The sequence below is a fragment of the Chelatococcus sp. GCM10030263 genome (genome assembly GCF_042666455.1).
Taxonomy (GTDB): Bacteria; Pseudomonadota; Alphaproteobacteria; order Rhizobiales; family Beijerinckiaceae; genus Chelatococcus.
On sequence record NZ_JBHTDB010000003.1, the window covers coordinates 231,272 to 255,789 of the forward strand.

The window sequence follows — 24,518 nt, forward strand, 5'->3', positions numbered from 1 at the left end:
AATCAGTCCCCCGTCGGCTCGGCCGGCGGGGGACTTTGTCGAGACGAGCTGTTTAGTCAGAAGGGCATGCCGACCCCGGCGCCGCCGCGCCGGAGCATCGGCTTGATCTGGAAGGCGTCGTTCCGGCCGGATCCGTCCTGCATCAACTCGTCGTGACTGGGCGGCCGGAACTGCCCCTGCCCGGTCAGCATGTCATCCGATGGCGCCGCTTTCGGCTGCCGGCGAACTTGTGGCTTGGCCTTCTTCGGCGTCTCGACCCGGGTCGATGATGGGGGCTGGCCGTCGCTGCGGCCCTGAGCCAAAGCAGGGCTGAAGGCGAGCACAGAAGCGGTGAGGGCAACGGCGATCGAGCTCCGGACTTTTCTGCTCATGGTTCCTCTAACGCACTTAGGGACACCACCGCCCAGCCCGGAAGGGCTGAGCAGCGTCTGGACCGTTCGAAGCCGGCAATCCGCCTATTCCTCAAGCAGTCCGGCCTCCCGCGCGGCCTCGACGAAGGCCTCGCGGGCCGTCTCAATGTCGCCCTTTCCCTTCAAGGCCGCAAGGCAAGCCTTTTTCGCTTCCGTATGTTTATCGCTGGCTTGAAACTCGTCCGGCCATTCCTCGACGAGCATGCGCGCGGCTTCCCCGACGCTCGACACCTGCCGGCAGGTCGAGGCGGACATCCATATCGGAACGGGATCGAACCAAAGCCGTGTCATGGCTACGAACGCCCATCTCGCTATGGAATCAGGACCGCCGGCGCGAGAGCGTCAGATCGGTCGTCGTACGAACCGGGCCGCTGGCGCCGATCCTGTCCGTCACGACAATGCGCATCTGATCAGGCGTCGGGCTCACAATGCGCATGTCGGCGCGGGTGTCGCCGTAAAGCGGCTTCGGCCAGGTTATCGCAACGTCGATGGCATTCCCGCGCATGCGCCCGGACAGACGGGCCGTTCCGACCCGCGCACCCGTATAGCTGCCCGTGACCCTGTTGCCGTTGGGCGCGAGCACCAGGCTGGCGGTGATCGTGCGGGAGATGATGAGATAGGCGCGGCAGGTGCCGCGCAGCAGGATGGCGCGACTGCCTTGGCGCGTCGCCGAAAAATTGCAGGTCACGCGATGAGATGTCGCCTTCGGGCCCTCCACGACCATGCCCGTCGCCGAGAAGGAGCCCGTGAACCGGTCGAGCGGCGCGGCCTCGGCTCCCTCAGAACTACCCGCCATGCCCAAGACAAGGCCCGCCACTGCAATCCGACCTCGCGCAATCATCGCCAACCCCTTCACCCAACGAGCGTATCGGCAACCGAGGACAGGGGGAATAGTTCCTCCGCGCTCGAACGGTCACGGTGGCATGGCAGACATGCCGGTCACGCGGGAAGACGAGACGGGCGGGAGCATTCATCGGACCTGGAACTTCCACCCAAATTTGAGTGAGGAACTTCCAAAGGACCAAAGGCATGTCACGGTTGCTGTCGGATTGCTCCGTGCAAAGCGAGCCCCGAAACCACTCACGCGAAATGCCCTTACGAAGGCCGATGCTGCTGCCGAGCGCGGCAACGTGAACGCATCAGGCAGCATACCGCGCTCGACGCCCGCCAAAGTGATTGGCGCGGCAACGGGGAAGCCCAGCCGGGCGCGCGCCGAGTTAAGCGGGCAGGCGGTCGCGCCACCCTCAGAACCTGACGTTGAGCACGCCCTTGAGCTGCTGGTCCTGGGCGTCCTGGGCGAACTGGGCGGAATAGGCGACGCCGAGGGTCACCGCCGGGCCGATGGCGAGATCGGCGCCGGCCTTGACGACGAGCGCATCCGCGGCGATCGGCACGCCCGCCACCGTGAAGGGCAGGCTGCCGCCGGAAAAGAGGAAGGACGCGGTCGGGGTCGTATCGCCAAAGGCATGCTGCCAGCCGAGCGTGCCGCGCAGCGTCAGCGCCGTCGTGGCGCCGAGCGCGAAGCGCTGGGCGGCGCGCAGGCCCAGCGTCGTGAAGGTCACGGCCTCGCTGCCGCTGAAGCCGGTGAGCCCGGCCGCCCCGCCCGCTTCCGTGAAGGCATCCGTCTCGAGGTTGACATAAGCCAGGCCCGCGAAGGGCTCGAACGCCACGCCGCCGAGTGCCAGGCGATAGCCGATCTCGCCGAAGGCCTGGGTGGTATTGGCATCCTGGCTCCCTTTCAGCGTCTCGCCAAAGCCGGGGAAGATGACGGCGCGCGTCGCATCGAGATCGTGCCAGCTATAGGCCGCGCCGAGCCTGATCCCGAGCGGGCCCCACTGGCCGCCGCCATAGAGCGCCGCATAATAGGTGTCGAGATCGGCCGAGGAGCCCGCGTTGCCGAGCGTCCCCACAAGGATTTCTGATAGGGACAAAGAGAAAGCCGGACTGGCAACGCGTTACTGCGCGGCCCGGTGCAAATCAGAAGACCGCGAGATGCGGCATTTCGTGCCCTTCAGCTGTCCCCTGCCGAATCTTGCCGCGGGCCTGCTCGCCGGGGTCTTTGCGGTCGATCGAGGGTCCGCCCCCGTGCTTCAAGAGCCGGCCGATGCCGGGATCGAAATTGCGGCGGCCATCGGCGTTACCTCGCGCGATGGAGGAGGCGCATGCGCCGCCGCGCCGTTCCGCGCCGCCGGAGTGGTCACGGTCATGGCGATGATCCAACGAAAAGGGGTGCCTAACCCGGACGCCCCAGTTGCTGCGATTAAGCTCTGCTGTTAGGTTGCCGCCGTTTTGTGGGGGGCTTATTTACATGCGTATAATCAGCGTGCTCGCACTCGCGAGCATCCTTGGCGGCTGCGCGTCCGGCTCGTCGGACATTCGGGCGGCTTATGTTTCACCTATCCCGTATCAGTCCTACAGCTGCCGCCAGCTTGGAGAAGAAGCCGAGCGGGTGTCGGCGCGCGCGGCAGAAGTGGCCGGGATTCAGGACAGGAAGCGCACCGACGATGCCGTCGCCACGACCGTCGGCGTGATCGTATTCTGGCCGGTGCTGTTCGCCATCAAAGGCGATGGACAGACAGCCGCAGAACTCAGCCGGCTCAGGGGCGAGATGGAAGCGATCGAGAAGGTTTCGGTTCAGAAAAACTGCGGGATATCCTTCCAAAAGGCGCCCGCCAAAACTTCCTAGCGGCAGTAAGAAAGGCATCCCTAACCGGGCCTGCCCTTCACTACTTCTGATTGGACGATTGAGCAGCCCAGGCAGATACTCTTCGCCGGGGGGCGCTCTGCTATCCCGGATCTGCCGTCTCCGTATCCTGTGAGAACCGCCGATCCGGGATAGCAGAGCGCGCCCCGGCGAGGTCGCTATTACTACGCTGTCTTCATAAAATGCCGCCCCACGGGCGAATGAGCGGGCGTAACGCCCGTCGTTAGACGCTAGTATGAGAAGGTCGCGGCGAGACGGGTTGGCCGCCGCGCGCCTAGGGAGAGTGTCGATGCGGCCGTACTACTACATGGGCAACGGCTGGGGGCTGACGCAGCTGTCCACCGGTCAACCCTTTTTCGTGAACACCAACGACCGGGGAATCACCACATGGATCGTTTTGGGCGGCGTGTGGGAAACGTTTGTCGATGACGTAATATGTTCGTATGTTTCGACCGGCATGACGGTGTTGGATATCGGCGCGAACCTCGGTTATTACACCGTCAAATTGGGATCATTGATAGGTGAAACGGGCCGCCTGCATGCATTCGAGCCCAACCCCGAATTAAACAAGTTCACTGCCGAAAATATATCGATAAATGGGTTTTATCGACACTGTACCTTGCATACTGTTGCCCTCGGCGACAAGGAGGGCACTGCCGAGCTGGGGTTCGATTACGCGAACATGGGTGGGGGCTCGCTGGCAGCTGGTTCGGGAGTGCGCGGCCGAACGGTTGACGTGCAAGTGCGGCGGCTGGACGACGTTCTGCCGAACTTGCCGTCTGTTGATTTTATGAAGATTGATGCGGAGGGTTACGAACCCCTCATTCTGAAGGGCGGGAGGGCGCTCATCCAGCGCTCACCAAATTGCGCCTATCTGCTGGAAGTCTTTCTCGATGCTTGGAGTGGGCACGGTTCGGTCCCCGAGCAGCTGGCGCCGCTCACATCCGGAAAGCGGCTGTTCGCGGTAAATCACTCTACTCAGCTCATCGAAATGCGCCCAGACGACGTTCCGCGCTACCTCAGGGATGTAGCGGGAGGCATGTCGTATTTTTTCATATGCCCCTCCGACAGATCGGAGCGAGTTCAGCGGTTCATTGCGTGACCCGCCCAACGTTGATGCTGCATCGTCCGATCACCGGGGCGAAGCCACCGAGAGCTGTCGCACATCCTATGACTTTTCGATGATCAGCCCGATCGAGGTTGTGACATAGCGCGAGATTTGGAGACGCAGGTGGCGGTCCGACGAGTAGGGTGGCACGTCAACGTGTTTATCCAGTGGATCGCCAGCATCTGACAGGGTGACCGATACCTGGTAGCCTTTCGCGACGATACGGTCCAAGAACCCCAATATATCGGAGCGGCGGTAGAGCACCGTATCGCCAGACGTAATTGTCTCGTCGTCGGACGAACAGTTAAACTCCGTCGTGTGAACCGCGATGCCCCCCGGCTTCAGCGCCTCTAGCGAGGCCTCGATGAATTGAAAACCGGCTTCAATGGACCCGAGGTGCTCCAGACAGCAAGATGACCATGTGAAATCAAATCCTCGCAGGTCCTGCGGGATGGAATTCATATTGACGGGCTGGAACGTGACCAGCCGCGCGAAAGCTCCCCCGGGGCAAATCCCCCGATTATTCAGATCGGTCAACGAAGCAGAGTGCTGGCTTGTGGACACCCAACCGGCGTTGCGCGCCTCCTCGATTGGCAAATCGGTGGCGCATACCTCCGCCCCATAGAGCGCCATGACCGCGGGCAACGGCTCCTGACCAACCCCGAACCCAAGGCCAGAACGGCTCGGGTTCAACATGCCGCGCATGGACAGGGCATGCAGGATGTAGACGAATTCCCACTGTTTTCTGTGCCGCCTTGGCGGTTCTCGGATCCGGTCGCACCAAAAGTCATACACAGGCGATTCGAACTGGGCCTGCGTACAAAGCTGTGAGATCGGCCGCTCCATGGTCGGCAGATCGCCGCGCAAATGGGGCCGAACGCCGACGGTCGAATGAGCGGGCACCCCTCTCTTTAAAACCTTGCTAGCTAGATCGAACATGAAACCCTCGGTTGCTCAATCGGCCTTCTCTAGCACAATAGCGCGACACATTTGGAGCCAGATTGCGCAAAGTGACTGGCTATCCGCGCAAGCATCCGGCATTTAGCGCCGATCTTCCGTTAAGGGTTGGCCATCCCAAAAACATTCGCTAGTGGTTATCATCCGAGTATTTGGAGGAGAACATAGAATTGCACGGTATAATAAGAACCACTCCCCAAATTTGGTCTATATATTGAGCATTTCATTCTTATTACGGCTTCTGCCGTGATAAGACGAATCAATCACCGATAAGGAGGACAACCGCAGAGGCGTCTGTTGAGTTGTTGGACTCAATCGTCAGCGCTGCCGTTGCGTCAACCGGTCAGGTAAGCCGTCCCTAAATTCCGCTTTTTCGCGCGTGCCAGGGAGGGGCGACGCCTCATTAATGTGGAGACATTTGCTGCCATGAATTGCAGGGTGCTCATTGATCTGTCGCTGGCAGCCGGTGGATTCACCGGCATTGCTCAAGACACCAGACTTATTTTCTCGATGCTCGCCCACGATGCGGACATCAGCGTGGGTGGCTTGATGTATCCCACCGGCCGCTACCCTATGCCAAACCTGCACGCCAAGGTAGCGAATGACAGCCGGGTAGCCACCGTACTCAGGGCGGTCAGCGCAGGGTCTATCGGCGAACCATCTGGCTCCCTGCCCCGTCGAATCTACGGCAGGTTCCGCCAGCTTGCCGCCGCGGCGACGGCAAACCATAGCGCAGCCAACGTGCCGACTTGGCTCAAGACGGACATGATATGGCGTACAGCGTTCCAGAAGACGCTGCCTGCCCAGCAACGGGCAAGGATTCTTGAATCGGAGTTTTTAGTAGCCGACCTGACAATTCAGCAGCTGGTCGATAGAACGTTGTTCTTGCCCCTCCTGCGTGAAAAGCAGCTGCTCCCCGGAAACTGGGACGCCGTTTTGCTTCCGATGCCGCGCCCACTCAGGGTGCCTGCGCACATCCACAAGGTTGTCCGCTACCACGACGCAATTCCAATGACGCATTCTGATACTGTCGGGCATCCGCTCGATATTGCTTTCCATCATGGGTTTACCAACAGCTGCGCTAAAGATAGCTTGTTTGTATGCAATTCCCCAATGAGCGTAGACGATCTAGATAACGTCGCGCCCGGCGCCGGTGAAAATGCGATCGTCATACCATGCGCCATCCAGTCGGTAGCTCCGCCGAAATACCGAACGCCTGTTCACGACATCATCGCTCAAAGAATGTCGTTTCGTGCTTTGAATATAGAAAACAGTTCTTCGGCTGGCGTAAGTTTGCGTAGGTCAATTGACCGATCTTTACGCCAAGAAAGTAAGATCAGGTTTATCATCAGTGTCTCCTCTCTTGAGCCTCGAAAGAATTTCAATTCAGCGATAGCAGCTTGGGAACGCCTACGCATTGCGACTGGAAAGGACATCAAATTCGTCCTGGTGGGAAATGACGGATGGAATATGGATTCCATTCTAGAATTCATGCGACCGCACGTTCTCAACGGCAACCTGCTGCACATTCAGAAGGTGCCATTCCAGGAACTGCAAGTCCTCTATGAGGCGGCTGAGCTTTGCCTTTTTCCCTCCTACGCTGAAGGCTTCGGATACGCACCGCTAGAAGCACTCCAAATGCGAACGCCGGTCGTTGTGTCCGACTCGCCCGTGTTCCGATGGAGCCTCGAGGACGCCGCGCTGTTCGCGGACCCTTACAGCCCGAGTGAAATCACCGAATGCGCGATTCGCCTGTTGGACGAGCCGGAGAACCACGAGAGGAGGTTAGACCTAGTCGAGAATGGCGCAAGAGTTCTAAAGCGCTTTTCAACGCTCGCAGTCGCGGACAAGTGGCATGACTTCTTCACCGGCCAGATGCAAGCGATGGGTGGAAAGATGAAGAAATGATAGCTGGTTGAACCACTACCCGCGGAACTGCGGCGTGGCCTTAAAGCAGCGCCGTCCCCGGGGAAATCGTTCACCTGCTCTGATGTGTAGCCTGCTTGCTGCCTGGTTGACTGCTCCGTCAGAGGGCGTGAACGAGGTGTCGCCCGCTCGCGTGGCCGCGATCAGAAATTCATTCGACTCCTGCGTCTCGATACAAGCCGCTGCCTTGCGGCATGGCATCGCGCGTATTGGCCGCAAGGTTGAGAGGGCGCTCCCAAGCTGGTTAGCGCCTGTTATCACTCACCGATTCACGCACCGGCCTCATAGCTCAAGATGAGATCACCGACCGCGCCAACTCGACCATCGCCACGGAGGAAAGATGATATACCGATGACTGCGGAGCCATCCGGATAATTGAGCGTATCGATGCGATTTGCCGTCAACTCGATGCTGACGATACCGATCTCATCGAGGGCGCGCAGCTCCCCTGTGTCAGCGTGCCCATCCTGATTTTTATCCTGCCAGATCCTGAACTCGGTCCACCGACTGTCGCGGCTGTCAAAAGTACTGTCGCCGTTGCTATCGAAGGCTAGGCGTAGACCTTCAAGATCCGTCCCGGCGCTTTCGGCCCATTCTACGAAGGCCAGTTCACGCGGCAGGTTAATCACTCCGTCAGGCCCCGCACGGCCGTCGGCCCCGAGATCGATCGCGAGGATGCCGTCCTGCGGGCCGACCCAGGCCGTACGGCGCCGGGTGCCATCGCCCGCCCAGTTGAACTCGGCGTCAGACTGATCGAGCAGCTTGATGTCGAGCCCGTTGCCATCGAGGTCCAGCGCTACAGGCGTTCTCGAGGAGATGATCCGACCGCTGTCCAGCACCGTCAATCCTGTTGACCGCCCCATGGCGTTCTGCCGTTGGTCGATGTAAGACCACGGATGGCTATTGTCCGTGTCCCATTGCTCTATTCTATGATGACCGTTGTCGAAATTTGTTCTCTTCCATGTTTCTCGGCCGACGCCGTCGTAGTGAACCTCGTAATCCTGCCATGGGTTGGCGTTGCCGACGTCCCAGACATTCGTCTTACGCGTGCCGTCGTCATAATAGACGGTCTCGTCGGTCTTGCGCCCGGCTGCATCCGAGTTATGCCCGATTGAGGACCAGCTTTCCAGGCCGGCCGCATCGAACACATGTACAGTGCGCCTGCCGTCGTCGTGGTAGACGGTCTCATCTGTCTTGCGTCCTGCCACATCAAAATTCTGACCGATAACCGACCAGCTTTCCAGGCCGGCCGCATCGAACACATGTACAGTGCGCCTGCCATCATCGTGGTAGACGGTCTCATCTGTCTTGCGTCCGGCCGCATCAAAGGTCTGGCCGATCGTCGACCAAGCTTCGGCGCCGGCTACGTCGTACATATGCACGGTGCGCCTGCCATCATCGTGATAGACGGTCTCGTCGGTCTTACGCCCGGCAATATCGAAGTTCTGGCCGATCACCGACCAGCTTTCCACGCCGGCTGCATCATAGACATGGGTCGTTCGCCGACCGTCGTCATGAAATACGCTTTCAGCGGTTCGACGACCGGCAGCATCATATTCGACGAAGATGTGCGACCATCCATGCTCACCCGCAGCGTCCCACTGCCGCTCGGCCTTCGTGCCGTTGTCGTTCACGTTCACTTGCTTGACGAGGCGCGCGGCGCCGTCATAGTCCTGCGAATAACTTGCCCAGTTCGTCGTATTGTTGACGTCCCAAGCTTGGGCGACGCGTGACCCGTCCTTGTGAAAGCTCGTTTGGCTGATTTGCCTTCCCATTGCATCGAAATGCTTGACGTAGATTTCCCACGTCTTCTCGTCATCGACCTGCCAGCCCAGAACAGTCCGGGTGCCATCGCTACCGTCGATCGTCCAGGCGATGTTGCGATCCTCGGCAATGAAATAGTCCAGATCCGCCGCCGCGACTTCCCTGTCGGAGAACCGGAATATCTCGATGTCCGCCAGGTCGGTTCCATCCGGCGCTTTGGCTCGCTTATCGACAATCGTGTAGCGTCCGACCGCCTTTTGCAGGGTGATGTCATAGTCGACCCGACGTCCGGAGAGGACCGCAGTGTCTCGCCCGGCACCGCCGTCGAGAACGTCATTGCCTGCGCCGCCGACCAGCTCGTCGTCGCCGTCCCCGCCCATGAGCACATCGTGGCCAGCGCCACCGTCGAGGGTGTCATTCCCCTCGCCGCCCATCAGCTGGTCGTTACCCGCGCCCCCGTCGAGACGATCGTCGCCCGCCTCGCCATCGAGGACGTCGTCCCCGGCTCCTCCGCTGATCTGGTCGTTGCCAGCGCCTCCCCAGAGCCTGTCGAAACCCGCGGCTCCCTCAAGGCTATCATCGCCTTCATCACCGTATAACTCGTCGTCCCCATCGCCGCCGTCGAGACTGTCGTCACCGGCCCCGCCGCTCAGTCGGTCGTTGCCGTGGCCACCCATGAGAACGTCATCGCCCTCCTCGGCGCGGAGAGCGTCGTCGCCGGCGCCGCCGTCGAGCCTATCGCGGCCCCGGCCGCCCACGAGCGCGTCGTTATCCGCACCGCCATCGAGCTGATCGTCACCGTCGCCGCCGATCAGAGTGTCCTCGCCGGTTCCGCCCCACAAGCTATCGTTGCCGCCCTCCCCCTCGATCTGGTCATTGCCATCGTCACCGAGGAGTTCGTCGTCACCACCACCGCCATGGAGAATGTCGTTGCCGCCGCGTCCCTCGAAATGGTCGCATTCGTCGCCGCCGCGCAGCCTATCGGGCTGTTCATTGCCGATGAGCCTGACGGCGCTCAGCGCCCCGGCGCCGTCGAAATCATATCGCGCGAAACGGCCGTCCGACCGAGCCTCGAAACTGCGGATGCGGCCACTGCCGTCGTGGTGGTAGAGCGCGGTCAGCGCGCCGGTCGGCGCATAGAAGGCCGTGAGACGTGTGCCATCATCCTGAGCAATGGTTGCGGCGCGGTAGCCCTGCTGCCCCAGAGTCTCGGCCAGCGGCCGTCCCCCGCTGCCGTAATACCATTTGAGCTCCGTGCCGTCGCCGAGCCGCGCCGTTACGCCATTCTCCGCGACCAGCAGGCCGGCGTTGTCGCGGCCGATCGCAAAGACCGCGTCGGCAACGGTCACCCGCGACCCGTCGGCGCGCATGGCTTCCGTCGTGCCCCAGATCTTGGAGCCGTCGGCGAACTGGCGGCCCTGCCCGTTATGCGTGAGAGGAATCCGGGTGATGCCGAGCTCGGCGAGGGTCTTGAGCTCGCCCGGATCGGTGACGGCATCGCCGTCCTGATCGACCCAAACCCGGAACAGAGAGAAGGTGTGGTCTGCCGGCGACAGCACGCCATCGCGGTTGGTGTCGAACCGTGCCCGCAGCGCCGCCATGTCGCTCACCGGACCCTGCGCCCAGAGACTGAAGACGAATTCCCTGGCCTGGTCGATGACCCCGTCGCCGAAGCGCCCGCCGCTGTGGTCGAGATCGATGACCAGAATGCCGTCGCCTTCCCCCACCCAGGCGGTGCGGCCGATGATGCCGTCGCCGTTATAATCGAAGAAGGTCAGGGATTCATCGAGCGGGATGATCTCGATGCCGTCCCCGTCGAGATCGAAGAGGATGGGGCAGCAGGCGTAACCGCCGTCATCGCCGCCGAGGCCGCCCCAACCTCCACCGCCGAGGCTGTGACCGCCGCCGGCGTCACTGGCGGCCGAGCCCACCGAACCGGAGGTGCTCTCAGCCCCTCCTCGGGACGACGAAGCAGCGTTGGCAGAGGTATCGCCCGACGGCGGCGACCCGCTGGAGGCGCCACCACCACGCCCTGACGAACCCCCACCTCGGCCGGAGCCTCCTCCATGGCCAGAGCCTCCGCTGGAAGCTCCGCCATGGCCGGACCCCGTGCCCCGGCCGGCCCCCGTGCCGCCTCCGCTATCCGCACCGGTGCTCGCCCCATGACCAGGGCCCGTGCTCGCCGATTGGCCCGCGCCGGTGGTGTCGCCAACACCGGGGCCCGTCGTTCCCCCGCCTTCGCTGCCGGGAGCGGCGTGAGCATAATCATATGGCGTTGCCTTCTGAGGACTTATCGGCCCGGAAATCGTGCCCGGAGGCGCAATCGTCGGCACCACCTTCTCCGGCAGGTTCGAACCGGATTGTGCCGTGTCCTGCGCAATGTCACGGTCAACCATCGGGGATGCTCGCTTTTGCATCCAATTCTTGACAAGATTTTCGACCTGGTTGCTCGCAGCATATGCGGCCGCACCGGCGAGCACCGTGGCTCCCACAACTCCGAGCAGCGGAGTGAAGAACGCACCTGCTATCCCCATGGCGATTGTGCCACCGACAACGCCTGCCGCTGCGGCCACAGCGCCTTTTGGACCGTCCGCTGCGGCGCCGAGCCCAACGGATGCAACAGCGCCAAAAATGCCCGTCGCCTTGGCCATGCTCTTCAACACTGCGCCGAAATGGGCGTCGCCAGCCGCGTCCAGTGCAGCACCCAATGCCTTTTTGTGAGTCGAGATTATTGCCGAATGCGCATCCAAGGCGTCCTTGACACCTGAAGCAACGTTCTTCCCATCGGTGGGCTTTTCTGCGGTTGCTGGTATCACGCGGCTTCCCTCGAGCTCAGAAAAACTTTCGCCATCAATAATCCGTAAGCTACAGAAAGTATAAGCAGCTCAGAAAAAAAGCCAACATACCCTATAGAGGCGCTCCAGTAGCCCCATAAATTTATATAGATTTCGTCAAATATTGGCCTTATTCTATCACGATTATAAGTAAAATTTATAATTCCGTTTCCATATAAAACTGAATACAGCATAGCAATACTAAGCGTGAAGCATAATGGGGCCGCTAGCACCCCCCGCCGCAAAGCCTTTCCGCCCACCGCCCTTCTTTTTAAGGACTCTGCCGAGGCGAGCGGCAGCAACAACAGCACCAAGACAGCCGCTCCGAGTGATGCAACGAGAAAGGCCGCGGCCACGTCGGCATGTAGGCTGGCAATGCAGGGCGACGACAGCCGGCGCAGCGTTTCAACCTCCCGCCAGGCGGCGGGATAAAGGCTTTGCAGCAACTCGACCGTCGTCTCTGCGCTCCAGGGTAGGCGGATCCCGCATTGCGACGCCGCCAGTGCGCGCTGTACGGTAACGACCACCCAGGCCGTGACGGCAGCATTGGCCGCCAGAGGCAAAGCAAGTGGCGTAAGAAAACGCAGGCCTATCCAGTCTATTTTCATGCCACGCTCCGGAATTGAGCACGTCCCAAGCCGGCGACGGGTGGGGTAACGCGCAGTACTCAGCTATCGTGTTGGCCTTTTAATGCCGCGCTCACTTTCGCGTCGCCAACCGCATCCAGCGCTTCGCTCAACACCTCCTTCTGAGCCCAGATTATTGCCGTATGCGCCCCAATGATGTCTTCGGCTTCCGAGGCAACACCCTGCCCGTCCTTCGCATTCTCTGGCTGTCGTCGTCATGCATCTCCCCTTGACCGGATCAAGTAGCTCAACATTGTTATTCCCGAGGTAATGCAAATCAAAAATACGATGAATAAACTAAATCCAAGTAGTGATGCCAAATAATATCTCCACATATCTGTATATATTCCGTCGAAGTTCGGAATAGCTTCATTCTTGTCGGTTATGAAATTAATCAGTCTCATGGTACGAACGACATAAACTGCGGTAACTATACATATAGCCCCGGCAAACGGGGCAGCAATTACTCCTCTCCACAGAGATTTTCTGTCGAAGCGCCAGGCGGCGGGATAAAGTCTTTGCAGCAACTCGACGATCGTCTGCGTACTCCAGGGCAAAGGTATGCCGCATTGCGATGCTGCCAGTGCGCGCTGTGCGGCAACGACCACCCCGGCCGTGACGGCGGCATTGGCCGCAAGAGGCAAAGCGAAGACCGCAGAGTTGCGCAGCCCGAACCAGTCGATCTTCATGCGAATGCCCTAGAATGACCGCAGACTGCAGCATTGATCGCTGGCAAGCTTCCAACGACTTTAACGTGCTGATTTTCAAATCGCACAATACATCTTCGCGACTCCTCATGTTTCAGCATGATTGGCAGTGCATATCACGGAATGGATCTCTCAGAAAACATTCTCTGAAATATATCAACGAGATACACTTTATCCGACAACAACCATCTATACTATGGAGGGATTTTCGCGCGTCTATTTAACAATGAGGGATCAATGTCCGTATTTTTGCGCGAATTATCACGGTTTTAACCTAATGCTATTGCAGCAGAGATCTGGCGCGACTACCATCAGTCTAGCAACCCGCACTGCTAAAGATGACCTTGCGCGGCGCCTACACAAGAATAGCGATGGCGGGGACGCGCCTCCGGCATGGGCGCGCGGCGGCGGTTAACGCGGATCCGTCGGCGTGGTAAGCACGGGGTTTCAATAAGGGAAACGCCCAATGACCACGCCGCTATCGACTTCCCGCCTGAACCTCGCCCCGGCCTCGGCCGCGGTGCGGGATCTGCTCGCGCCCAGCGGCGTGCTGCGGGTTGGCGTCAACATGTCCAATTTCCTGCTGGTCACGGGCCGGACACCGGATGGTGATCCCGTCGGCGTCTCGCCCGATATGGCGGCTGCATTCGCTGAGCATCTCGGCGTCGGGGTGAAGCTCCTGCCCTACGCCTCGCCTGGCCCTGTCGCGGACGCGGCGCCGAAGGACGAATGGGACATCGCGTTGATCGGCGCCGAGCCGCAGCGCGCCGAGGTGATCGCCTTCACCCCCGCCTATTGCGAGATCGAGGCCACCTACCTCGTGCCGGCCAGTGTGTCGCTGAAGACGATTGCCGACGTTGATGCGCCCGGCGTGCGCATCGCAGTGGCGCCGCGCACGGCCTATGGGCTGTGGCTGGAGCGCAACATCAAGAACGCCACGCTCGTCCACTCTGAGTCGCCGGAAGAGGCGTTCGCCAACTTCGTCGAGAACAAGCTCGACGCGCTGGCCGGGCTGCGGCCGGGGCTCATCGGCGAGGTCGGTAAGGTGCCGGGCTCCCGCCTGGTGCCGGGCAGCTACACCGCCGTGCAGCAGGCCATCGGCACGCCGAAGGCGAAGGCGGCGGCGCTCGCGGAGATGGTCCGCTTCGTCGAGGCCGCCAAGGCGTCCGGCTTCGTCGCCGAGCTCATAGCAAAGTATGGTGTCGAGGGACGGCTGAGCGTAGCGCCGGTGGCTTGAGTGCCTGCTTAGCCCGCGCCCCACCGAAAGATCCGGGCGCAGCGAGCCTCGAAGGATGATGGGCGAAAGCGGCGTCATATCCTGCTTAACATTGGCCAGGGGGAGTTCTCCCTTCCTGAGGTAGTAGACAGCAGGACATGTCCTTGTCAGCTCTTCTCGGCCGTCACCAATACGCGCGGTAGCGGGCCCAGAACGACAGCGGAGCTGGTACGTGCAGAAGCACTTCGTCGCCGACTGCGAGGAACGACCAGGCGCGGCTTGGCTCGACCGCTTTAATGCCGGCCGTCAGGCGACGGAGAGCTGGTACCGTGGCGAGGGGCTCGCGGATCCGCCAAGTGCGGTCGAGTGCCGGGTCGCGCTGAAGCGCCACATGCCGGAGTTGGTGCCCCACTATGATCATGTCTGTGCTCTGGTCGGGGAGGACGACATGGCGCATCGCATTCTGAGCCATTACCGGCCTCCCCCGATCCCCCATGGCTGCAGTCAAGCGGTCTGGCTCGGCGAAGGAGGTCCGGCATTGGTTCGCAATTACGATTACCCGCTGGAAATCGTATCCGACCGCTTCGAAATGACATGCTGGTTTGGACGCCGTGTGATCGCGAAAGCCCAAAGGCCTTGGGGCGGCTGTCTCGACGGTATGAATGAGAGTGGCTTGGTTGCCAGTCTGACTTTCGGCGGCAGTCGCAGGCAGGGGCGTGGGTTTTCCATCATCTTGATGCTGCGCTATGTGCTGGAAACCTGTCGTAACGTGACCGAAGCCATTGCAACCCTATCCCGACTTCCGGTCGCCCTCTCGCAGAACGTCACTTTGCTTGATCGGACTGGTGCCTACGCCACGCTGTTTCTCGGACCTGGCCGTACGCCAGCGGTGACGCTGCTTCGAGCGTGCACGAACCATCAGGAAACTCCCTCGGGGCCGGATTCAGCCCTGCGGCAAGAGGTGTTGCTTGATCTCTTGAGCGTACCGACGATGACCCTGCAAACGTTGATCGCGCGTTTTCTTGATGCACCGCTGTATTCTCGCCGAGCAAATTTCACGACGGCCTACACCGCCGTTTACCGGCCTGCCGAGGGGCGTGTGGAGTACCTCTGGCCTGGAAAGGTTTGGCATCACAGCTTCGATCACTTCAACACTGGGGGCTACACACATGACTACGGAGACCTCATGCCGTAGTTGGCCTTTCCAATCCCCGAGAAGGTCGACCGCAGCTACCGCGCCATCAGAACACAAATGCCAGCTTCGGCTTACCGCTTCTACAACCCTGACGGTCCGCTTTCGGTCAACCGATGCCCGATCGTGCCATTGCCGGATCGCAGTCGATGCGATCGCGTCATTGCCGCAAGATCTTCTCCATCGACTTGCCCTTGGCGAGTTCGTCGATCAGCTTATCGAGGTAACGGATTTCCTTCATCAGCGGGTCTTCGATGTCTTCCACCCGGACACCGCAGATCACCCCCGTGATCAAACTCCGCGAAGGATTCAGTTGAGGCGCCTGACCAAAAAAATCCTCCAGGCTGGTTTTCGTCCCCAGCTGGGCGTCAAGCCGCTTCTGGGTGTAGCCCGTTAGCCAGCGGATGATCTCATCAACCTCGGCTTTGGTGCGTCCTTTCTTTTCCGCCTTGGCGATATAGTGCGGATAGACGCTGGCAAAGCTCACGGAATAGATTCGATGCTTGGTCATGCCACCCCCTCATGCGTCGGGATCGGGGCCAAGAAGCGGCATCACGTCTACGGCGTCACAGGGGAAGATCGTGAAGTGCGGATGGCCTTCGAACATCTTCGCCGCGGCTTCGTGCGATGACGCGCGCACGACGACGAAAACGGTCAGCTCGTTCACAACGTCCGCCACGCCATCCGGAGAGGTGCGCTTGGTTGGGCCGAGCGGCCCGCCCTCGTAGACGATGGCATCCTTGTGCTCCTCGTCCCAGGCTTTCAGGGCGGCGAGCCCTTCCTCGTCCTTCCCGCGCCGTTCCTCGTCGGACATCGCATACCAGGCCTGCCAGCGTGGGCTGGTCTTGTTGCTGGTGAAGACCGCGACATAGGTGTCGTTCGTGCTCATGTGTGCGCCCTCTAAGCGCTCTTGCGGGCTGGACCAGAGGTTTGAAACAGCGCCGCAGATATTCGAGGCTGTGCGCGTCAATTCTACCCGGGTTCGTCGCCTCGGCAATGCTGTCTGTCTGGATGGCATTGGCCGACACCGTGCCGTCGGCGACGAGATCGCTGTGCAGCGACACCCGTTGCGCGCCGTTGCGGAAGGCGATCGAGAAGAAATATTCGGGCTGGGCACCAACGGCGCCGGTGACCCATCGCGGGTAGCTGTTGCTTCAGAGTACCGTCAGGGCGGGCTATGGATCTTGGCGTCATACGTCTGGACGGGCACTGCCGCATCTTGCGACCTCGCCGACATAAGCTGTTTGAGAGCAGGAAACGGATAGCCGCGCCTTCAGCACAACCTATGATCACCCATGGCAGAGCGCTCAGGAGGACATGTCATGGAACTGAAAAACAGGTCGATCATCGTGACGGGGGCAAGCAGCGGGATCGGCGCCGCTGCGGCTTTGCTCTTTGCTGCCGAGGGGGCCCATGTCGTCCTTGGGGCACGCCGACCGGCTGAGTTGGAAAGCATTGCTGGGCAAATCAATCGGAGTAACGGCCGAGCCGTATATCTTTCCGGCGATGTAAAGGATGAGGGTTATGCCGATGCTCTCGTCGATCTGGCTATGAGAGAGTTCGATGGACTGGACGGCGCTTTCAATAACGCCGGCATGGTTGGGGAGATGGCGCCGGTCGCCGATATGGGGATCAGCAATTGGAACGATGTCATTGCGGTCAACCTGACAAGCGCTTTCCTGGCCGCAAAGGCCCAGATACCGGCCTTGAAAAAACAAGGGAAGGGCTCAATCGTCTTCACGTCGTCCTTCGTTGGCTTCAGCAATGGCGGAATGCCAGGAATGGGAGCCTATGCGGCGTCCAAGGCTGGATTGATCGGACTGGCGCAGTCGCTGGCCTCCGACCACGCGGCCGACGGCATCCGCGTTAATGCCTTATTGCCGGGCGGCACGATCACGCCAAGCGGAGGAGAAGGGGATCCTGCCGCTTTAGATTTCGTCGCAAAGTTGCATCCTATGAAACGGATGGCCAATGCGAAGGAAATTGCGCAAGCAGCCCTTTTTCTCCTTTCCGACCGGTCGAGCTTCATGACGGGAAGCCCGATGATCGTGGATGGCGGGATGTCCGTCCGGCTTACATGAGAGCCGTCAGGGTGAGTCTATCAGAACGCGACTGCGGTCCTCGCAGGTGTAGCGTCCCGGGAGGATCGCCCCATTCTTCGCTCTCAAGAACGCGCCCGCGGTCGAACGGGAGTACCGCTCATCCATGCCGGAGATCGCTGCAATCACCAGTCATAGTCTGAAGGATATGGAGGCCATTCTGGACGCCCATGACCTGGGCGGACGGGTCGAGCTCGCCGAGGCGGCGGTCATGGAACTGAATGCTGTGTCGGCGTGGTGGACGGAACGGCGAGGAAAGAAAAATTCCCAACCATCTCCCGACCGCGTCTTCGGTAGTCCACCAGAAACCAGCTAAGGCACTGATTTGAATGGTGGGTGCACAAGGGCTCGAACCTTGGACCCGCTGATTAGGAGTCATGTGTCAGGTCGGATTTCGCCGCAAAATCAACGGCTTCGTTTTCCAAAGCAGCGTCGAAACACCCCATGAAAACACCGGAACATATGGTGAATTGGAAAACTCCCTGAAGCCCGAACGCGTGGGCTTGCTGCGCATGATAAAGGGCAGCCAAGGCACGTCCTGAAAGTCGATGGCGAACCCTCACCGCGCGACTCGACTCCCGCCCGATCTTGTGTTTCGTTCTCCGTCCGTTCTCACAGAATAGGAGACCGCACGAGGCGCCCCATGGCAGTCGAGACATTGGGAGAGGCATGGTCGCTCGGGTGGCGGATCCATGTGAATGCGCCAGCGGCAAGGGCGAAGGAATGAAAAAGCGCCGTGAATGTGTTTTCTCGCAGAACTCGACCTCGACACTCTTCTCATGGCCAAGGGGCCGTCCTTCCCGCTTGTACGCCTAGGGACGCGGTTGTTCTGCCCTCACTGTCACCAGACGCATATGCGGGTCTTCTTCACGCCCAGCGCCGATACGGACCGGCGCAATGTGATTGCATCAGTGTGAGCATGTCACGACGCAAGGGCGAGCTCTCACCAGCGAGGTTGACCGGCGCTGGCCGCATCAGGTGGCCCTGTCAGGCGAGGTCACCTGCGACTTCTACGGCTTCCTCACGACCGAGCCGAACGCGGACGTTGAGCCCATCCATGACAAGGCGATGCCCGTCATCCTGACGACCGAGGAAGAGCGCGAGGTCTGGATGCGGGCGCCGTGGGACGAGGCGCAGGCCTTGCAGCGGCCATTGCCAGATGGTGCCCTTCAAACGTCGTCAGGGGCGTGAAGCAGGACGGCGGCGAGCCGGCGCAGCGCCAACAGTCGTTGAGCTTACTTTAGGCCTGCGATCGATCACCGTAGGCCAGCATGTTCATCTCCATGGCGCCCCTTACGCCATCAGTGAACAAAATGACCAACAAAAGAGTCCGGCCCTACCGCACAGAGGTGGCTCTCCCTCCGTCGCGGGAACCATCGAAGATTACAGAGTCATAGAGCGAATAAACGCGCTCGTAAGCGCCTACCGTTGGAAGCTCGTCTAAAACCTCACGTTGAGCACGCCCTTGAGCTGCTGGTCCTGGGCGTCTTGGGCGAACTGGGCGGAATAGGCGACGCCGAGGGTCACCGCCGGGCCGATGGCGAGATCGGCGCCGGCCTTGACGACCAACGCATCTTCGGCGATCGGCACGCCCGCCACCGTGAAGGGCAGGCTCGCGCCGGTGAAGGCGAGCGCCGCGGTCGGGGTCGTATCGCCGAAGGCGTGCTGCCAGCCGAGCGTGCCACGCAGCGTCAGTGCCGTCGTGGCGCCGAGCGCAAAGCGCTGCGCCGCGCGGACGCCGAGGCTCGTGAAGGTCACGGCCTCGCTGCCGCTGAAGCCGGTGAGCCCGGCCGCCCCGCCCGCTTCCGTGAAGGCATCCGTCTCGAGGTTCACGTAAGCCAGGCCCGCGAAGGGCTCGAGCGCCACGCCGCCGAGTGCCAGGCGATAGCCGATCTCGCCGAAGGCCTGCGTCGTATTGGCATCCTGGCTCCCTTTCAGCGTCTCGCCGAAGCCGGGGAAGACGACGGCGCGCGTCGCATCGAGATCATGCCAGCTGTAGGCCGCCCCGAGCCTGATCCCGAGCGGGCCCCACTGGCCGCCGCCATAGAGCGCCGCATAATAGGTGTCGAGATCGGCCGAGGAGCCGGCGTTGCCGTCGATGGAGGTGCGGCTGTAGCCGCCGGCGACGCCCACCCGGAATTGGTCGCCGACCGGCGCATCGGCGCCGAGCACGAAGCCGCCGACGGAGGTGTCGAGGCCGGCTGCATTGCCGTCGCTGCCGCGCCGCCCCCAGGCGCCAAAGCCCTCGCCCCAGAGCGCATAGGCCGGGGCGAGCACCGCCGGCACCTGCGCCTCGTCCTTGCCGAGCGGGCCCTTGATGACTGGCGCGGGCGCATAGGCGAGCGCCGGCCCGGTCGGGGCGAGCGCAGCGAGTGCGCCCGCCTCCGGCGTCAATCCCTGACGCAGGCGGTCGCCGACCGCCTCGCGGATATAGCGGCTGTCGTCGAGCATCACGCCCTGGGCGCTCGCATAGATCTCGCCGGACAAGGCGTTGAAGGCCTGGCGGGCGCCGGCCACTGTGGGCTGGCCGACCACCGCGTCATAGACGGGATTGCCCGTCCCGAGCGCCTCGACGGCCGCCGCCGTGGCGATCTCGTTGCGGGTGACGCCGACCGCCGGGAAGGGCACGGTGTTGCGGACGATGTCGAGATAGACGTCACTCGGGTCGTAGCCGAGCGCCAGATCGACGAAGGGCATATCCTGCGTCAGGCCGGCGAAGGCGCCGCTCACCCCGCCATTGGCAGTGAGGATGGTGTAGCGCGTGCCCGGCGCATAAAGGCCGGGCGCCTTCGTCAGCCCGACCGTGCCGCCATTGAGCGTCGCCGTGCCGGTGACGGCCAAAAGATCGCTCTGGCCGGCCGGATTGATCTCGACCCGATAGGTCGAGCCCGGGGCGAAGCTGGCATTGCCATTGACGGTGAGCGTGCCAATAGAATTGCCGGGCGCCACGATGCCGCCGGAACCCACACTGAGCCCGCCGACCGTGCCGATGCCGCCGAGCGTGCCGCCGCTGTTCACCGTGACGGCGCTGACGAGCGAGGCGCCGGCATGGGCATCATCGCCAACCACCAGCATGCCGCCCGCTACCGTCGTCGGGCCGGTGTAGCTGTTGGTGCCCTGCACGGTTGTGATGCCGGCCTGCGTCGTCAGGCTGGCGCTGCCGCCGAGGCCCGCCACCGTGCCGCCGGTCGAGGTGACCGCCCCGGCGAGCGCGCCGTTCTGGAGGGTGCCGCCGGCGAGCGACACACTGTCGATCGCCTGCGCGAAGCCGCCGAGATCGAGCGTCGCGCCGCTCTCGATGGTGGTGGCGCTCGCTTGGCTGAAACTATTGGCCGCGCCGCCCTTCAGCGTGCCCGCATCGATCGTCGTGGCGCCGGTATAGCTGTTGATGCCACTCAGCACCGTCGTACCCGACCCGATCTGGTTCACCGCACCGGAGCCGGAGATCGCGCCATCGAAGGTGAACAGGTCCGACCGATCGAAGGCGAGCGTGCCGTTGTTCACGACATCACCGGTGATCGTGCCCGACGTGCCGCCGTCGCCGAGCTGCAAGACACCGCCGTTGATCGTCGTGCCGCCCGTGTAGGTGTTGGTGCCCAGCACCGTCGTGAGGCCCGACAGCGTGGTCAGGCTCGCGCTGCCGCCGAGGTCCGCCACCGTGCCGCCAGTCGAGGTGACCGCTCCGGCCAGGGCCCCGTTCTGGAGGGTGCCGCCGGCCAGCGACACCGTGTCGATCGCCTGGACGAAGCCGCCGAGATCGAGCGTGCCGCCGCCCTCCACCGTGGTGCCGCTCGCCTGGCTGAAGGCATTCGCAGCACCTGCCTGCAAGGTCCCGGCTGCAACAGTCGTGGGTCCGGTATAGGTATTGGCGCCGCTCAGCACCGTCGTGCCGGAACCGGTTTTGACGAGCGAACCGCCCACGCCGGCAATCACGCCGGAAAAGGTCGTGTTGGCATCGTTGCCGCCGATAGTCAGGACTTGAGCGCCGAGATCCACATGTCCTGCCCCGGCCAGCGAGCCGATCGTTTCGTCATCACTTTCCTCGCCTGCAAAAGGAGGAAATGGCTGGACGAGCGACAGCGTGGCACCCGCGGCAACCGTCACGGCCGAGGTGTCCGGAATGGAATTGATGCCTGCGCCGACCGCATAGAGCGTGCCGCCCAGGATCTGGGTTGCACCTTGATAGCTGTTGTTGCCGGACAGAACTTGCTCGAAGGCGCCTTGCTTCACCAACCCGCCAGTGCCGGTGATGCTGCCCGGATAGGATGACGTGACATTGGCGAAAGTCGATGCAAGCGTCAGGTCTGCCCCGTCGAGGTCCACCGTGCCGCCGCCTCCGGCCAACGTGGCGACAGTCTCGTCGTCAGCCACGCGGAAGGTGCCACCATCGAACACGAACACCGAAGACAAATCGCCGATCGCATTGCCGGCTTGAGCGACCAGCGTGCCACCGCGAACCTGCGTTCCGCCCGAATAGCTGTTGTTGCCGATGAGGATGGTCGTACCGGCGCCGATCTGTTTCACGGTTCCCGAGCCGGAAATCACGTCGCCGAAGGTGTAGCTGTTCGACCGATCGAACGCGAGCGTGTCGTTGTTCGTCACATTGCCGATGATGGCCCCGGAGGTGCCGCCGTTGCCGAGCTGCAAGGTGCCGGCAGCGATCGTCGTCCCGCCGGTGTAGGTGTTGTTGCCCGTCAGGATGCTCGTGCCGGGGCCGCCCTGTGTGAAGGCTCCGGCGCCAACAATGCCGCCGGAATAGGTCACTGTCCCGCTCTGCGTCAGAACCGAAAGCACGGATCCGGCGGTGTCGATGATCAGTGGCTTCGTGCTGGCACCGAGTGATGCCGCCGGGTCGGTCAACGTGACGGGTGCGATCAGCGTAATCGTCGAGGACGGATCGCCATCGTTGTTCGCCTGAGCGACCCTGGCCTGGAACTCGGCCTCGTTTGCGGCTGTGTAGTTTGCCGCAAAGGCGCCGCGCGCCGCCACGGAGGCCATCAGCGCAACGGAAAAAGTACTGACAATCAGCGTTCTCTTGAACTGCCTCCGAAGCGTATTGGCTGTATCACTCATCGTGAACCGTTCCCCCGAACCACAAAGCAGTGCACATTGAACCTCTGTCCGCGCAATCCAGCAGACTCGGATTCTTATCAGTCCCACGAAGCTTTGGCAGGGCAATAGAATACTGTGTGTGGAGTTGCAGATATGATCCAGCGTGACAAATTGAGCACTGCGGGCCCAATCCAGCGCTTGCCGCCGTTCGCCGGATCCGCTGTGATATCGCGCGGAGGCGAGTTGTTCAAAGGCGTTGCGGGACATTCCCGATCGTAAACGCATCGGGCCGCATGCCGCGCTCGACATCCCGCCATGTGACCGGCGCAGCGACGGGAAAGCCCGGCCGGGCGCGGGGTGAAAAGGCGCCGACGGCGGTCGCGCCGCGGCCGTTCCGGAGCCAGTCGATGAACAGACGGCCGCGTCTGGCGCTGAGATTGGCGGAGGTCGTGTAGCGATCAGGTGCGGTGCGCGCCATGCGTTCAGCGAGCCGGCGGCAATAGGCATGCGCCCCGTCCCAATCCATCCGGCGATCGAACGGCACCATCAGGTGCACGCCTTTGCCACCGGAGAGCTTCGCCAGCTCGGCAGGCCTTCCTCATGCTCCAGCATGTCGCGCAGCTCGAGCGCCGTCTCGACGAGAAAATCCCAATCGATCCCTCGCCCGGATCGAGGTCGAAGACGAGCATATCGGGCCGCTCGATGTCGTCCACCCTGGCGCCCCATGGGTGGATCTCGACGATCCGGCGTTTGGAGACAATGCCCTTCAGACCGAGGCCGCAGGCGTGGTGATAGACATCCGGGCCCTCACCCTCGATCGCCTCCGAGAAGAGCATGGCGCCGGGCTTAGCGAGGTCGATCATCTCGCCCAGCGCCTCGCGCCGTTCCTCGAGCGGCAGCTCGCGTAGATCGCGGCCATTGAGATAGGCCAAATCGATGGCGCAGAGCACGGCGGTCGGCGCGGCACCGCGCGCCAGCTCCGCCTGGAGTGCCCCGAAGCTGGCGATGCCCTTCTCGTCGAGCACGCAGGCTTCGCCGTCGACGATGGCCGTCTCGATGCCGAGCTCGCGAGCAGCAGCGACGATCCGCGGAAAGCGGCCGGTCCAGTCAAAGCCGCCGCGTGTCATCACGGCGACGGTCTGGCCTTGGACATGGACGGCAATGCGATAACCGTCCCATTTCACCTCGTGCAGCCACTCATCGCCGCGCGGCGCCTTCGGCACGAGCGTCGGCAGACAGGGCGCCACCCGCTCCGGCATCCGCGCCGGGGCCGCGAACAGCTCTTCCTGCCCCGGCGGCGGCCTCTTTCGGACGACCGCGCGACTTCGGACCTGCTCGTCGACCACATCGGTCGAGCGCTGGGACACAGGCGGGCGGCGGCCGCGCGGCATTGTCGGGACTCCAAGTGACGCGACTCAAGTATCTATGGCGTCATTGGTTCCAAGGTTCGGATCGAGCTATGCCCGCGACCTTCGCCTTCCTCGTCGACCTCAACAGGTGCGTCAGCGACCTCGAGTCAACCGGCATGCGGTGAAGACAGATATGAAGCGCGTCCGAAGGACATTATCAATATTTGCAATCATCTATTTCGCTTTGGCGGCGGGATTTTTGATTAGCGACCCACCATGTGAGCCAGTCTTCACCACAGAATGCGCGAGATCAGCTACAACCGCTATACGGAACCTGGTGTTATTCCAATGGGTGAAGGACTGGGGGGCATTTCTTTCTGGGCCGTTAACGATTATCGCTGCGCTAATTGGCGGCTTTTATATATCGCGGCAAATTCGCCAAGCATACGTTATAGAAGCGAGAAGACGCCGTCGGCAACTTCGTGCCACTCGGGCAGCGCTCCCATTGACCCTCAGCGAAGTAGCGCGCTACGCAGATCTCTGCGCACATCACCTTAGGGGGACGCTGGACGTA

Annotated in this window: 21 protein-coding genes and 1 pseudogene; 9 read left to right on the forward strand and 13 right to left on the reverse strand. The window is 61.9% G+C overall.

Annotation, left to right across the window (positions count from 1 at the left end; all coding sequences use genetic code 11):
• Positions 1–56 precede the first annotated feature (56 nt).
• From ACFQU1_RS05750 to ACFQU1_RS05765, 4 genes are all read right to left on the reverse strand, one after another.
• Complete coding sequence (locus ACFQU1_RS05750) at positions 57–371, reverse strand: hypothetical protein (RefSeq protein WP_378130227.1); 315 nt, start codon at positions 369–371, stop codon at positions 57–59.
• An 84-nt stretch (positions 372–455) separates the two neighbouring features.
• Positions 456–701, reverse strand: coding sequence for a DUF982 domain-containing protein (locus ACFQU1_RS05755; protein WP_378130229.1), 246 nt, complete (start codon positions 699–701; stop codon positions 456–458).
• A gap of 28 nt (positions 702–729) precedes the next feature.
• Positions 730–1,251: a hypothetical protein gene (locus ACFQU1_RS05760; protein WP_378130231.1), complete on the reverse strand. Its 522-nt coding sequence runs from the start codon at positions 1,249–1,251 to the stop codon at positions 730–732.
• 403 nt (positions 1,252–1,654) lie between these two features.
• Positions 1,655–2,341 carry an autotransporter outer membrane beta-barrel domain-containing protein gene (locus ACFQU1_RS05765; RefSeq protein ID WP_378130233.1) on the reverse strand — a complete coding sequence of 229 codons (687 nt, stop codon included), beginning with the start codon at positions 2,339–2,341 and terminating at the stop codon, positions 1,655–1,657.
• A gap of 61 nt (positions 2,342–2,402) precedes the next feature.
• On the opposite strand from ACFQU1_RS05765, the gene ACFQU1_RS05770 reads away from it, so the two are divergent.
• From ACFQU1_RS05770 to ACFQU1_RS05780, 3 genes are all read left to right on the forward strand, one after another.
• A complete protein-coding gene (locus ACFQU1_RS05770; RefSeq protein ID WP_378130235.1) occupies positions 2,403–2,687 on the forward strand; it encodes a hypothetical protein in 285 nt (94 codons plus the stop codon).
• 31 nt (positions 2,688–2,718) lie between these two features.
• Positions 2,719–3,096, forward strand: a complete 378-nt coding sequence (locus tag ACFQU1_RS05775; RefSeq protein ID WP_378130237.1) for a hypothetical protein — start codon at positions 2,719–2,721, stop codon at positions 3,094–3,096.
• A gap of 307 nt (positions 3,097–3,403) precedes the next feature.
• Positions 3,404–4,216, forward strand: coding sequence for an FkbM family methyltransferase (locus ACFQU1_RS05780; protein ID WP_378130239.1), 813 nt, complete (start codon positions 3,404–3,406; stop codon positions 4,214–4,216).
• Between the two features lie 66 nt (positions 4,217–4,282).
• On the opposite strand, the gene ACFQU1_RS05785 is transcribed toward ACFQU1_RS05780, so the two are convergent.
• A complete protein-coding gene (locus ACFQU1_RS05785) occupies positions 4,283–5,161 on the reverse strand; it encodes a methyltransferase type 11 (protein ID WP_378130241.1) in 879 nt (292 codons plus the stop codon).
• A gap of 456 nt (positions 5,162–5,617) precedes the next feature.
• On the opposite strand from ACFQU1_RS05785, the gene ACFQU1_RS05790 reads away from it, so the two are divergent.
• Positions 5,618–7,087: a glycosyltransferase family 4 protein gene (locus ACFQU1_RS05790; protein WP_378130243.1), complete on the forward strand. Its 1,470-nt coding sequence runs from the start codon at positions 5,618–5,620 to the stop codon at positions 7,085–7,087.
• A 287-nt stretch (positions 7,088–7,374) separates the two neighbouring features.
• Here ACFQU1_RS05790 and ACFQU1_RS05795 read toward each other — a convergent pair whose 3' ends face one another.
• From ACFQU1_RS05795 to ACFQU1_RS05805, 3 genes are all read right to left on the reverse strand, one after another.
• Complete coding sequence (locus ACFQU1_RS05795) at positions 7,375–11,685, reverse strand: calcium-binding protein (protein ID WP_378130245.1); 4,311 nt, start codon at positions 11,683–11,685, stop codon at positions 7,375–7,377.
• Positions 11,682–12,311, reverse strand: a complete 630-nt coding sequence (locus tag ACFQU1_RS05800; protein ID WP_378130247.1) for a hypothetical protein — start codon at positions 12,309–12,311, stop codon at positions 11,682–11,684. The genes ACFQU1_RS05795 and ACFQU1_RS05800 overlap by 4 nt, the downstream gene beginning before the upstream one ends.
• Before the next feature lie 233 nt (positions 12,312–12,544).
• Complete coding sequence (locus tag ACFQU1_RS05805; RefSeq protein WP_378130249.1) at positions 12,545–13,018, reverse strand: hypothetical protein; 474 nt, start codon at positions 13,016–13,018, stop codon at positions 12,545–12,547.
• A 484-nt stretch (positions 13,019–13,502) separates the two neighbouring features.
• Between ACFQU1_RS05805 and ACFQU1_RS05810 the strand changes: the two genes are divergently transcribed.
• A complete protein-coding gene (locus ACFQU1_RS05810; protein ID WP_378130251.1) occupies positions 13,503–14,273 on the forward strand; it encodes a transporter substrate-binding domain-containing protein in 771 nt (256 codons plus the stop codon).
• 211 nt (positions 14,274–14,484) lie between these two features.
• On the forward strand, positions 14,485–15,447 hold the full coding sequence (locus tag ACFQU1_RS05815) for a C45 family autoproteolytic acyltransferase/hydolase (RefSeq protein ID WP_378130253.1): 963 nt from the start codon (positions 14,485–14,487) through the stop codon (positions 15,445–15,447).
• A gap of 157 nt (positions 15,448–15,604) precedes the next feature.
• Here ACFQU1_RS05815 and ACFQU1_RS05820 read toward each other — a convergent pair whose 3' ends face one another.
• Both ACFQU1_RS05820 and ACFQU1_RS05825 read right to left on the reverse strand, forming a co-directional pair.
• Complete coding sequence (locus tag ACFQU1_RS05820) at positions 15,605–15,955, reverse strand: DUF2200 domain-containing protein (protein ID WP_378130255.1); 351 nt, start codon at positions 15,953–15,955, stop codon at positions 15,605–15,607.
• Between the two features lie 9 nt (positions 15,956–15,964).
• Entirely contained in the window at positions 15,965–16,333 is a 369-nt protein-coding gene (locus ACFQU1_RS05825; RefSeq protein WP_378130257.1) for a hypothetical protein, read from the reverse strand.
• A 433-nt stretch (positions 16,334–16,766) separates the two neighbouring features.
• Between ACFQU1_RS05825 and ACFQU1_RS05830 the strand changes: the two genes are divergently transcribed.
• From ACFQU1_RS05830 to ACFQU1_RS05840, 3 genes and pseudogenes are all read left to right on the forward strand, one after another.
• A complete protein-coding gene (locus tag ACFQU1_RS05830; RefSeq protein WP_378130259.1) occupies positions 16,767–17,525 on the forward strand; it encodes an SDR family oxidoreductase in 759 nt (252 codons plus the stop codon).
• Positions 17,526–17,649: 124 nt separating this feature from the next.
• Positions 17,650–17,859: a hypothetical protein gene (locus ACFQU1_RS05835; RefSeq protein WP_378130261.1), complete on the forward strand. Its 210-nt coding sequence runs from the start codon at positions 17,650–17,652 to the stop codon at positions 17,857–17,859.
• Positions 17,860–18,533: 674 nt separating this feature from the next.
• A pseudogene (locus ACFQU1_RS05840) lies at positions 18,534–18,787 on the forward strand (SOS response-associated peptidase); the annotation flags it as partial.
• A 196-nt stretch (positions 18,788–18,983) separates the two neighbouring features.
• Here the strand turns inward: ACFQU1_RS05840 and ACFQU1_RS05845 are convergent.
• From ACFQU1_RS05845 to ACFQU1_RS05855, 3 genes are all read right to left on the reverse strand, one after another.
• Positions 18,984–22,616, reverse strand: coding sequence for an autotransporter domain-containing protein (locus ACFQU1_RS05845; protein WP_378130263.1), 3,633 nt, complete (start codon positions 22,614–22,616; stop codon positions 18,984–18,986).
• 226 nt (positions 22,617–22,842) lie between these two features.
• The gene (locus ACFQU1_RS05850; protein ID WP_378130266.1) at positions 22,843–23,142 is read right to left on the reverse strand and encodes a hypothetical protein; all 300 of its coding nucleotides are present in this window, start codon (positions 23,140–23,142) and stop codon (positions 22,843–22,845) included.
• Complete coding sequence (locus ACFQU1_RS05855) at positions 23,078–23,986, reverse strand: ATP-dependent DNA ligase (RefSeq protein WP_378130268.1); 909 nt, start codon at positions 23,984–23,986, stop codon at positions 23,078–23,080. Before ACFQU1_RS05855 ends, ACFQU1_RS05850 begins: the two co-directional genes overlap by 65 nt.
• Between the last annotated feature and the right edge of the window lie 532 nt (positions 23,987–24,518).